The sequence below is a fragment of the Alphaproteobacteria bacterium SS10 genome, assembly GCA_019192455.1.
GTDB lineage: Bacteria > Pseudomonadota > Alphaproteobacteria > TMED2 > TMED2 > TMED2.
In genome coordinates this window covers 1-10,377 of the sequence record JAHCML010000014.1, presented here as the reverse complement: position 1 = coordinate 10,377, position 10,377 = coordinate 1, and the positions used below count along the sequence as shown (strand labels likewise).

The window sequence follows — 10,377 nt, the reverse complement described above, 5'->3', positions numbered from 1 at the left end:
CTGTTCGGCGCCGTATTGCTCAACCCAGCTTTCCCATAGCCAGTCCGGCGTGTTGATCTCACCGGTCAACGCGCCCTCAAGAATGGTTTCGCGCTCCCGGTCGATCCGGCGCAAAACGGCATTGGCGAGCCCCTTGGTCCGGCCAAGTTTGCGCGCGTCCGCCATATGTAGGCAGGTATCCACCGCGGCGTGCGGTGGGGTGTCTAGGAATAGCAGCTGTGCCGCGCCAATCCGCAAGATCTGACGCAGATCATGTTCACGCAGGTCCTTGGGCTTGGTCAGGCATTTTTCAATTACCAGATCCAATGTGCCCAGATGGCGGAGGACAGCCAGCACCAAGCGATAGCAGAGCGCCCGGTCTCGCGGGCTTAACCGGGTGAAGCTCTTCTCCTTATCAAGAAGGTCATCCAGCGGCTCTGTTTGGTTCAACACCTGATGCAACAGGTTGATGGCCGCTAGCCGTGGCGGCAGGCCCGCAGGCTCTTTGCCTGGTCCACGGTTGCTCTGGCTACGGCCACGCTTCTGGCCGCCATGGGGCGGTCGGTTGCGCCCTGGCTTCTCGCGCGCCGGTCGGCTTGTCATTTGTCGTCTCATAAGCCGGGCTCTTAAACCCTAAACCTTCGAAAGTCTAACGACTTGGCTGCTGGATCAGCCCCAGGGCCCTGCCTTACGTTGTCGCGGCTCGCGCCAGCGCTGCTGAGCCATACGCTGTCCAGCGGTGGGTGCCATGCGGCTTGGTTGGCTGGAAACCTTTGTCTGACCACCACCGCCCATGGCCATCAGGCGGCTAATCCGCTCTTCGGTTTTGGGGTGGGTTGAGAACAGGCCATCCATCGCATGCACATGCAGCGGGTTGATGATGAACATGTGCGCTGTCGCTGGGTTTGCCTCAGCCCGCGGGTAGTCGATGGTGCTGGCGGCACCTTGAATTCGTTGAAGGGCGGAGGCGAGCCAACGCGGCTCTCCGCAGATCTCTGCGCCAATACGGTCTGCCTCATACTCGCGCGATCGGCTGATTGCCATTTGCACGATCATGGCGGCGAACGGGGCCAGGATGGCGACCAGAAGAACGCCGATAGGGCCTAGGGGGCTATTCCGATCCCGCCCACCAAAGAATAGGACAAAGTTGGCGAGCATGGAGATGGCGCCGGCGATTGTTGCGGTCACCGTCATGATCAGGGTGTCCCGATTGGCGATATGGGCCAACTCATGCGCCATGACGCCGGCCACTTCCTCATCGGATAGGCGTTGCAGCAGGCCGGTTGTGGCCGCAACGGCAGCATTCTCGGGGTTACGACCGGTGGCGAAGGCGTTTGGTTGCGGATTGTCGATGATATAGACGCGCGGCACAGGCATACCCGCGCGAACCGCCATCTCCCGGGTCATGCCATATAGTTTCGGCGCGCTACGCTCATCAACCTCACGGGCGCCATACATGCGCAGCACCATCTTGTCCGAGTTCCAATAGGCAAACCCGTTCATGGCGATGGCAAAGACAAGGGCCATAATCATGCCGCCCTCACCACCAAGCATAAAGCCAAGCATAAGGAACACGGCGGTCATGCCCGCCATTAGCATTGCTGTTTTTGCGTAACCCATCATTGGGTCCACCATCCTCCATCATTGGTCACGGCAGCGGTGCGGCAACCGTTATCCCGCGTCTATATGGGGCGCGTTGCCGCTCGCTCAACGGTTGCCGAATGCCATGGCGTGCGCCATATCCTCTAGCAAGGCTGATTTATCAGTATTTATTCGATGATTTTTGGAACGACCCATGACGGACGACACCAAATCTGCCGCCAATGATCAGGTTAGTGAAGAGGCTACAACCGATGACGCTGCGGCCAAGAAGTCTCGCAAGCTGAAAGAGATCGGCGGTCCACCGGGGCCTGAGCCTACGCGTTATGGCGATTGGGAAAATAAGGGGCGCTGTACCGATTTTTGATCGGCTAGTACTGCGTCCGGCCTAAACCTTCAGGCGATCCAGATAGCTCTGCGAGACATCGCGGAGCTCCTCTGCCTGGGCGGTCAGCATGTTTGACGCCTCATGCAACTCTTTGGCAGATGAGCTGGTGCTCGCCATCGAGGTATTTGCAGCCTCAAGGTTCTCACTGACATTACGCATGGCATCAGATGAATAGGCGACAGAGCGTGCGATCTCTGCGGTCGCGGCGGATTGTTGCTCAACTGCGGCGGCGATTGAGGTCGTAATCTGATCAATCTCACCAATCCGGCTGGAAATCTCACCGATGGCGCCGACGGTTTCCTCGGTTGCGCGCAGGATGGCATCAACCTGGGTTTGGATGTCCTCGGTCGCCTGTGCGGTTTGGTTGGCGAGGTCCTTCACCTCGGCGGCAACGACGGCGAAGCCACGTCCTGCATCCCCGGCGCGCGCCGCCTCAATCATCGCGTTGAGCGCCAGCAGGTTGGTTTGGCCGGCGATTTCATTGATCAGCTTCACCACCGCATCAATCTTGCCTGTCGCCTCGGTCAGCTTGCTGACCACATCCTGGGTTTTCTCGCCCTGGTTCACGGCGGCGGCCACTAGCCGAGTTGAGGTGTGGAACTGCTCACTCATCGATCGGATGGAGGTGGTTAGTTCTTCAGCAGCGACAGCGGCCGATTGGGCGTTGGCATGGGCATCCTGGGCAGAACCAGAGGCGTCATTGCCCTGATCCTTGGCCTTGCTCGCATCCTCTTTAACGCCGAGCGCAGTGCGCTGAAGGAAACCCGCGCTATCGGCGACCGCATCGATGATGCGCTTGATGCTCGCCTCAAACTCATTGGTGTGGCGCACATTCTTGGTGATCATCGCCCAGGTCATCAGCAGCGCCTCGACCTGACCGTCCTCATCGAGCACGGCGGATAAGCGTAGGCCCAACCATTCCTCGCCAACCTGCGCACGGTCGGAGATCGGCAATTTGTCAGGGTCTTGAAGATCAGCGCCATGGGCGGCGATGTTGGGATAGAGCACCTGCAGCGACTGGCCGGTGATCTTCCCATCTTCGGGTGAGATCACAGTGCGAAGCTTATCAAGCGTACGCTTCGCCTGCTGATTGAGATACAGAATCTCAAGCGTGTTGGCGTCCGCAATCGCAATGTTACTTGGCAGCTGGTCCAGCGCTTGAAACCGGATATCCGAGGCAATGGGATCGGCGCCCGCGCTCGCGGTGCCGGGCGCTGCGTTGCCGCGCGACTTCATGCCGTTCAGAAATCCACTCATTCAAAAATGCGCTTATTACTGGGGTTTAAGACCAGGCTGACCCACCTATCAGTAGCCTACAGCAGTACCAAAAACGAGGGGCTTTGTGTTTGCCGACCCGCAGGCCGCCACTTGGCGCACATCAGAGTGTTGCGGCCCTGCACGATGTTTGTGGTCGTCTTAGGTAGTCGTTTCGCCAGGGTTTTTGTCCCCAACCGTGCGGTCTGTTAACCAGCGTGGCGCCACGCCGAGGAACAAAAAGTTGTCGGCGCTGGTGGTGTCCACCGTTAGCCCATGGCGCTGGGCGGCGATGGCCGCATACTCACCGACCGTGCCGAATTCAGCCAGATTGCTGTCTAGTTTTAGCTTTTGGCCGCTGCGGTGTGATAGCTCAAGCTGCAGCCAACCCTCATCCCGGTCACGCCTGGTTGAGTAGTAGCGAAGCTGGACCGCTTGAAGATCTTGCCAGGCCAGTGTTTCGGTCGATCCGACCCCGTTGCGCAGGGATAGCCCATTAGGGCTAACCGCGACCCGAACCGGCCAGCGCATACCCGTGCGGATTAGGAACCAGCTGAATAGGGCGCCCAGGCTGCCGAGAATGGCAACAAAGACCGGGTGCACATCGGGAACCAGTAGCAAGGGGCCAAAGGTGGCCGCGATGCCAAACACCCCACGGACTAGATCCCCGGTAATGGAAACCCGGTCATAGCTGAGGTTCTCCAGTGCCGCTGGCCAGTAGTTTTGATCGTCGTCAGCCAAGGTCACCAGGCCTGCTTCTCAGCATTTGGGGCCAATGGGATGTTCAATTGCAGGATGGTCGGGTGGCCACCGGCATCCAGCTCATAGAGATGGCAGCAAGCATCGCGCAGCTTGTCCGCCGGGTCGTGGGTCATGTCCCAATCAACGGCGAGGCTGTAGAGGGCACGCATCACCCCCTTATGGCAAACGACCGCAACGGTGCCGTCAGTTCCGGCCATGTCGGTGAGGAAGGCGGCCAGGCGGTCGCGCGCCATACGTGGGCTCTCACCATTCGGTGGCAGGAAGTCAAGGCCCTTGGCTTCCAGTTTTTCCATCACATCGGGGATAGCGGCACGGATATCAGCGAGGCGTTGGCCATCCCAATCACCCCAATCTCCCTCAATCAAGCGGTCATCGGTTTTGAGGTTCTGGGCACCGAGGCGGTTAGCCGTCTCAACAGCCCGGATCAGGGGGCTCGACCACCAGGCAGTGATTGGCTCACTGGTAGGTAGCTGCCAGCCACGGATAAGCTGTCGACCGTGGTCAGACAGGGGGACGTCGCGATGGCCCTGAACCCGGCCAGTGCGGTTCCAGTTGGTCGGCCCATGACGGCAGATAACAACCTTGGTGCCTGCCATCCGATCAAACGTCCAAATCGATCATCACGGGGCAGTGGTCGGATGGTTTTGGTTCCCAGCCACGGATCGGCTTTAAGATTTCGGCGTTGGTTACCTTGTCCGCAAGTGGCGGGGTCACCCAAATGTGGTCAAGGCGACGGCCACGGTCTGAGGCCTCCCAATCCCGTGCGCGGTAGCTCCACCAGGAATAGATTTTATCTTCCTCACCCAGATAGCCGCGAACTGCGTCGTGCCATTTGAAGCTGGCCTGCATCTTGTCCAGATGCTCAACCTCAATCGGTGTGTGGCTAACCACGTTCAGCAGTTGTTTATGTGACCAAACATCGGTTTCCAGCGGTGCAATATTGAAGTCGCCCACCGCGATGATCGGGTTCTTGGTACTGCGTTTCGCCGGGAACCATTCGGTCAGCTCGGTGACGAAGTTCAGCTTGTGATCGAACTTCTCGTTCTTCTTCCGATCTGGCTCATCACCACCGGCTGGGATGTAGATTGAGTGGATTTCCGTGCCATCGGCGAGGCTGGCGGCCACGTGCCGACAATCTGACTTACCGCAGCGATCAAAGCTCTCACCATTGCTCAACGGATGCTTTGAAACGACAGCAACGCCGTTATAGCCCTTCATCCCGGCAATCTCGAGATGGGGGTAGCCCGCCTCCTCAAACGCTGCGGTCGGGAAGGCGCCATCTGGGCTCTTCGTTTCCTGAAGGCACAGCACGTCCGGCTGATACTCAGCGAGGAAACGCGTGACCATATCGATGCGCAGACGCACGGAGTTGATGTTCCAGGTGGCAACGCGAAGCGCCATGGTTTTGGTGTCCTTAAACGTCGGGGGTTAAGTGATGTCGAAGCTGATCGGTGGCAGGCCGTCAATCGCGGCCTTGACCGTCTGCCCTCTGGTGACCGGGCCGACGCCATCCGGCGTACCGGTGTAAATCAGGTCGCCAGGCTCAAGATGGATGAGGGCAGACAGGCGGCTGATGATCGGCGGCAGCTTCCAGATCATGTGATCGAGATCTGAGCTTTGGCGCAACTCACCATCCACGGAAAGGGTGATCCCGCCTTTTGGCATGTCTTGCCCGGGCATCGGTTGGATTGGGCCCAGCGGGGCGGATTGGTCAAACCCCTTTGCCATATCCCAGGGCTGGCCAGCCTCGGCGGCGCGCTTTTGGATGTCACGACGGGTCATGTCGACACCAACCGCGTAGCCATAAACATGGCTTAGCGCGTCCGCTTCTGGGATGTGGCTACCACCAGATTTGAGGGCCACGACCAACTCAACCTCATGGTGCAGGCTGTCAGTGCCGGGGGGATAGGCGACGCCAGTGGTGCCCTTATCATCGACCCGGACTACCGCATCGGCTGGCTTGGTGAAGAAGACCGGCGGCGTATCGCTTGGGTCGCCGCCCATTTCCCGCACATGGTCGGAATAGTTGCGGCCAACACAGAAGATGCGGCGGATTGGGAATTGGGCCGCCGATCCGGCCACGGGCACCGCGACGGTGGCCGGTGGGTCAAAAACGAATTGGTTGGTCATAAGCGCCTGCAAGGCATCCCTAGAAACGGGCGGTCGAAGAGGTCGGGAGCCTAGGCACTGGCCGCAACCGGTGCAAGGCCAGTTCGTTCATAATGTCGGGCGATGCTGGATTGTTGGAAGGCGCGGAACAGCGCCATTGAGGTCTCGCTGGTTTCGTAATGCCATTCTGGATGCCATTGCACGCCAACCGCGAAGTTTTTCGCGCCCTTAACCGAGACAGCCTCAATGGTGCCATCGGGGGCCACGCTCTCTTCCAGTAGGCCGGTGGCTAGCCGATCAATGCCTTGAGTATGGAGTGAATTGACCAGGGATTCGTCGCAATCCATGGCGATTTGGAAGAACCCATCGGGGCGATGTTTCACCATATGGGCGGGACCAAAGCGCTCGGGCAAAGGTTTGCTCTCGTCATCACGATGGTCAAATCGGCCCGGCACCTCATGCAGCAACTGATGCAGGCTGCCACCTAGGGCAACATTCAGTTCCTGATGCCCACGGCAAATCGCCAGCAAGGGCACGCCCCGATCAATCGCGGCACGGATCAGTGGCAGCGTGTAGGCATCGCGGGCCGGGTCATGCTCGGTGCCTTTAGCACTGGGCGGGCCGTTATAGCGGGCGGGCTCAACATTCGATGGGCTGCCGGTGACCAGAATGCCATCCAGGGCGCCTAGCCAACCATCAATGAGGGCGGCGATGGTGCTCGCCTCCGCCGTTGCGGCACTTGGCAGTAGAACAGGCACACCGCCGACCGCCTTAATCACCGCCTCAACATACGGGTCCTTGGTGAACCAGGCCGGCATGTTCTTGTCCGGATCTTTAGCTGGCTCGTAACAGGTCGTAATACCAATGATTGGCCTGACTTGACCCTGTTCTGATGGTGTCTGCTTAACGGCCATCTTGCCGCACTCCTTCACAACTACTTCAGCCAGCCTTGGCCTAACCTCATGCCTGTTTACATAATGCGAGTTATGGATCAGAGCACCCTCTTCCTCATCATAAAAGTTGCCGCCGTGTTCGGCTGGCTTGGCCTGCTGTTCACGCTTGAGCGGTGGCGACCGAAGGCGTTGGATGAGTTGCGGCAGCCAGCACCGCCGAATGAGGGGCGGTTTGGTTGGCGTCGCCTATTGCGCAATGGCACGCTATGGGCTGGCAACTTGTTGCTATCGCCAATGGTGGTGCTGCCGGTAACCGCCCTTGCCGCCAGTCTGTCTCCGGTCGTCCGGCCTGAGTTCTTGCAAGGTTGGACTGGCCTGGTCCTCGATATCCTAATCTTGGATATGGCGATCTATTGGTGGCATCGCTTCAACCATGAGGTGCCGTTCCTCTGGCGGTTTCATGAGATCCACCATCTGGATGAACGCCTGGATACCACCAGTGCTGTTCGGTTCCATTTTGGTGAGGTGGTGCTGTCAGCCTTCGCCCGTGCGGTGCCGGTTTTAGCGCTTGGCATCCCGCTCACCAGCGTTGTGGTGTTCGAGTTGCTGGTCCTGATCTCCGCGATCTTTCAGCATTCCAACATCAAACTGCCGCTAAAGCTTGAACGTGCCCTGTCGCGGGTCTTGATAACCCCATCGATCCACTGGGTGCATCACCATGCTAAGCGCGCGGATACCGACAGCAATTACGGCACGATCCTATCGATCTGGGATCCAATTTTCGGGACCAGAAGCGCGACGGAGCGTCAGGTGGATATGCGCATCGGTGTTGAGGGGCTGGGCGATCGGCCGTTGAAGGAGCTCTTGCTGCGCCCGTTTAGCCGACAGCATCCGCCGTCACTCAACCCCGCCAAAGCCGGGGCGGGAGAAAAAGAATAGATCCCGGTCGAGCTCTGTGTTCTCGAGCCAGTCGGTTAGGCGCACCTCAGTCTGGAAGCCCTGGGCATCCAGCACGACCCAGCGTGAGAGGGTGAGAGGTTCAGCATCGAAGATGACGGTTAGGCGGCCGCGGCCGGGATCATCGCGCAGCTCTAGAACCAGATAGACCTCATTATCAATGCGTTGAACTTCGCTGACGACAACACGCGGGGCCTCTTCATCGTCGGCGCCGTGATAGAGGCGGATATCCTCTTGCAGCAGGACAAAGGCCAGGGTGTCGCCAATCGTGGTCTGTGAGACCTGCTTCAGGTCGTCATCCCAGAAATAGATGAAGGTCCCATCGGCGACGATAAAGCTCTCATTCGGCACATCGTACTGGAAGCGTAGGCGTCCTGGACGATCCAGATAGAAGGTGCCGGTGGCGGTCTCCCCGCCCTCATAAATTTGCTCGAACCCCGCCGTCGCGGTGTCCAACTCATTCAGGTAGCGCTGAACATCACTGATGATGTCATCCGGGCTCTGCCAATCAGTTTCGGCCATGGCCCGGGGTGCCATAGTGAGGCCAAGAAGAACGGTCAGTGTGATGGCGATAGCAGCGCGAAATAGGGTCATGTCGTTGGGCGTTGAGAATTGGGGGCGGGAAAGAGTGTTCTACCAATGCCAACCGAATATGGCGGCATTATGCGACAGGCAGCCAAAGGTGGTAAGCGAGGCACTTGTGGCTTAATCTAGGGTAATATCAAGCAAATTCCTGGGTGCAGGGTCGCACTCAGCATGATGTGAATACAGGTTGATGACAGGGCAAACCCGGATGACAACAATCCGCGATACGGTGAAATCGGATCGGTTTAGCGCGTTTAAAAGCGCTGGTCGGCTGCTAACTGGGGCTGCTTGTGCCCTTGGCATGCTGGCGGCACCGGTGCCCATGCTTGCCCATGCCCAGGGGTTGAACAGCGGCTCTGTCGCAACCGGTCAGGTACAAAGCTACTACCATGACCAGATTGATCTGGCGGGCTGCCCGCACCCGATTGCCCTGCGCCTCCCGGAGCCATTTCTGCCGGTCAGTAAGTCCCGGACACTGACTGAGTTTTTAAACGATCAGCTGATCAACAACACCTTCTCAGCTGTCTATCAAAGCAGCTTCTACGTGCATGAGCAGTGGGCTGTTCCATCGACGGTGAGTGTCGGCATCATGAACCGGAATGAGGAGATGCAAGGCTCCTTCACGGTTCAGGATTTCCAAAGCATCAATCAACGCGTGGCGGCTGGCCTGGTTGAGCGATCACAGAAGGTTAAGAACTATCTGCAGACGGTGCAGAAGACACGGCCGGCTGAGTATGGTGCGGCTAACTATCTGTTTAACAACACGTTCTATCTGAATGACGAGCACTTCATCTATTATGATGTGAGCACGGTGAACGTGGCCGGGATCTACAACATCCCGAAGCTGAATGCGGCGAATTTCATCTATGTGAATGGCTGCGTGCTGTTTGTATCGGTTGAGGTGATCGATAACCTGATCAGCTTCCACAATTTCCATGCGATGAACGCGACCCTATCTGCCGGGATGCCCCAGGCTGATACCCCGCGTTTTGGGTTTGTCGACTGATCGAAAGCCCGCGCTACAGGCTTTTCACGGTTATTTGACGCCAGTTTGGTGGCGCTGGACCCTGGCAAATTGTCTTCTGAACACCGATTTAAAGTATCAGACATCGACGGATGACGACCGTCGCCCATCCCCCGCCGACTGGCGGGATGAGGACAGAAAGATAAGGAAAAGCATCATGGCAGAGTTAGAGCGAGCGATCCTGGCCGGTGGTTGCTTCTGGGGCATGCAGGATTTGATCCGCAAGGTTCCTGGCGTGCGTGACACCCGTGTCGGCTATAGCGGTGGCGAGCTGGAGAACCCGACCTATAACGACATTAAGAAGGGCGATACCAACCACGCTGAGGCGATTGAGATCACCTTTGACCCAAGCGCGCTTTCCTATCGTCGTCTGCTCGAGTTCTTCTATCAGATCCATGACCCAACCACGGTGGATCGCCAGGGCAATGATCGCGGCACCCAATATCGCTCTGCGATCTTCTACCTAACGGATGAGCAGAAGCAGGCTGCCGAAGAGGTGACGGAAGCCGTCAACGCCTCTGGCCGCTGGCCAGGCCGGGTGGTGACTGAGATCACAGCCGCAAAACCGTTTTGGGAAGCGGAGGATCTCGATCACCCCAGCATCAGCGGTCAGTAGTTCAAAATCCGGGCTATCAAGATCGACAAGACCGGTCGGGTCAAAGGCGAGCCCGGTTGGGATCACCACCGTCAATACTGTCATACCCCGCCCCCATATTAGCTCATGCTAAAGCTAACAGCAGGGCGGTATCCCCGGCAACGACTTAACAGGCAGGCGCGGGGTTAGCTGGCCAGGCTTTCGCCGGTCAGCACCCAATCGGGGCGCACCC

Annotated in this window: 12 protein-coding genes and 1 pseudogene; 4 read left to right on the top strand and 9 right to left on the bottom strand. The window is 58.4% G+C overall.

The annotated features are described in order from the left end of the window. A partial coding sequence (locus tag KI792_14620) for a hypothetical protein (GenBank protein ID MBV6634256.1) occupies positions 1-582 on the bottom strand: 582 nt, incomplete at its 3' end. Positions 583-648: 66 nt separating this feature from the next. Further along, entirely contained in the window at positions 649-1,599 is a 951-nt protein-coding gene (htpX, locus tag KI792_14615; protein ID MBV6634255.1) for a zinc metalloprotease HtpX, read from the bottom strand. A gap of 175 nt (positions 1,600-1,774) precedes the next feature. Between htpX and KI792_14610 the strand changes: the two genes are divergently transcribed. Then, complete coding sequence (locus KI792_14610; GenBank protein ID MBV6634254.1) at positions 1,775-1,945, top strand: DUF1674 domain-containing protein; 171 nt, start codon at positions 1,775-1,777, stop codon at positions 1,943-1,945. A 21-nt stretch (positions 1,946-1,966) separates the two neighbouring features. On the opposite strand, the gene KI792_14605 is transcribed toward KI792_14610, so the two are convergent. From KI792_14605 to KI792_14580, 6 genes are all read right to left on the bottom strand, one after another. Further along, the gene (locus tag KI792_14605) at positions 1,967-3,223 is read right to left on the bottom strand and encodes a hypothetical protein (protein ID MBV6634253.1); all 1,257 of its coding nucleotides are present in this window, start codon (positions 3,221-3,223) and stop codon (positions 1,967-1,969) included. Positions 3,224-3,382: 159 nt separating this feature from the next. Beyond that, positions 3,383-3,961, bottom strand: coding sequence for a PH domain-containing protein (locus KI792_14600; GenBank protein ID MBV6634252.1), 579 nt, complete (start codon positions 3,959-3,961; stop codon positions 3,383-3,385). 2 nt (positions 3,962-3,963) lie between these two features. Continuing rightward, the gene (locus tag KI792_14595) at positions 3,964-4,578 is read right to left on the bottom strand and encodes a histidine phosphatase family protein (protein ID MBV6634251.1); all 615 of its coding nucleotides are present in this window, start codon (positions 4,576-4,578) and stop codon (positions 3,964-3,966) included. A gap of 4 nt (positions 4,579-4,582) precedes the next feature. Next, positions 4,583-5,383 carry an exodeoxyribonuclease III gene (gene xth / locus KI792_14590; GenBank protein ID MBV6634250.1) on the bottom strand — a complete coding sequence of 267 codons (801 nt, stop codon included), beginning with the start codon at positions 5,381-5,383 and terminating at the stop codon, positions 4,583-4,585. 27 nt (positions 5,384-5,410) lie between these two features. Further along, positions 5,411-6,112 carry a fumarylacetoacetate hydrolase family protein gene (locus KI792_14585; protein MBV6634249.1) on the bottom strand — a complete coding sequence of 234 codons (702 nt, stop codon included), beginning with the start codon at positions 6,110-6,112 and terminating at the stop codon, positions 5,411-5,413. Positions 6,113-6,162: 50 nt separating this feature from the next. After that, positions 6,163-7,005: a gamma-glutamyl-gamma-aminobutyrate hydrolase family protein gene (locus KI792_14580; protein ID MBV6634248.1), complete on the bottom strand. Its 843-nt coding sequence runs from the start codon at positions 7,003-7,005 to the stop codon at positions 6,163-6,165. 72 nt (positions 7,006-7,077) lie between these two features. Between KI792_14580 and KI792_14575 the strand changes: the two genes are divergently transcribed. Beyond that, positions 7,078-7,923, top strand: a complete 846-nt coding sequence (locus tag KI792_14575) for a sterol desaturase family protein (protein ID MBV6634247.1) — start codon at positions 7,078-7,080, stop codon at positions 7,921-7,923. Here the strand turns inward: KI792_14575 and KI792_14570 are convergent. Beyond that, positions 7,882-8,535, bottom strand: coding sequence for an outer membrane lipoprotein carrier protein LolA (locus KI792_14570; protein ID MBV6634246.1), 654 nt, complete (start codon positions 8,533-8,535; stop codon positions 7,882-7,884). The two genes, KI792_14575 and KI792_14570, sit on opposite strands and share 42 nt — an antisense overlap. 181 nt (positions 8,536-8,716) lie before the next feature. On the opposite strand from KI792_14570, the gene KI792_14565 reads away from it, so the two are divergent. Together KI792_14565 and msrA are read left to right on the top strand one after the other, a co-directional pair. Beyond that, positions 8,717-9,532: a hypothetical protein gene (locus KI792_14565; GenBank protein ID MBV6634245.1), complete on the top strand. Its 816-nt coding sequence runs from the start codon at positions 8,717-8,719 to the stop codon at positions 9,530-9,532. Between the two features lie 175 nt (positions 9,533-9,707). After that, a pseudogene (gene msrA, locus KI792_14560) lies at positions 9,708-10,315 on the top strand (peptide-methionine (S)-S-oxide reductase MsrA). Positions 10,316-10,377: the final 62 nt, after the last annotated feature.

What these genes read in the sequence shown, in the direction of transcription:
- htpX (MBV6634255.1), bottom strand. Translation starts at nt 1,599, where the DNA reads ATGGGTTACGCAAAAACAGCAATGCTAATGGCGGGCATGACCGCCGTG.
- KI792_14610 (MBV6634254.1), top strand. Translation starts at nt 1,775, where the DNA reads ATGACGGACGACACCAAATCTGCCGCCAATGATCAGGTTAGTGAAGAG.
- KI792_14605 (MBV6634253.1), bottom strand. Translation starts at nt 3,223, where the DNA reads ATGAGTGGATTTCTGAACGGCATGAAGTCGCGCGGCAACGCAGCGCCC.
- KI792_14595 (MBV6634251.1), bottom strand. Translation starts at nt 4,578, where the DNA reads ATGGCAGGCACCAAGGTTGTTATCTGCCGTCATGGGCCGACCAACTGG.
- xth (MBV6634250.1), bottom strand. Translation starts at nt 5,383, where the DNA reads ATGGCGCTTCGCGTTGCCACCTGGAACATCAACTCCGTGCGTCTGCGC.
- KI792_14585 (MBV6634249.1), bottom strand. Translation starts at nt 6,112, where the DNA reads ATGACCAACCAATTCGTTTTTGACCCACCGGCCACCGTCGCGGTGCCC.
- KI792_14580 (MBV6634248.1), bottom strand. Translation starts at nt 7,005, where the DNA reads ATGGCCGTTAAGCAGACACCATCAGAACAGGGTCAAGTCAGGCCAATC.
- KI792_14575 (MBV6634247.1), top strand. Translation starts at nt 7,078, where the DNA reads ATGGATCAGAGCACCCTCTTCCTCATCATAAAAGTTGCCGCCGTGTTC.
- KI792_14570 (MBV6634246.1), bottom strand. Translation starts at nt 8,535, where the DNA reads ATGACCCTATTTCGCGCTGCTATCGCCATCACACTGACCGTTCTTCTT.
- KI792_14565 (MBV6634245.1), top strand. Translation starts at nt 8,717, where the DNA reads ATGACAGGGCAAACCCGGATGACAACAATCCGCGATACGGTGAAATCG.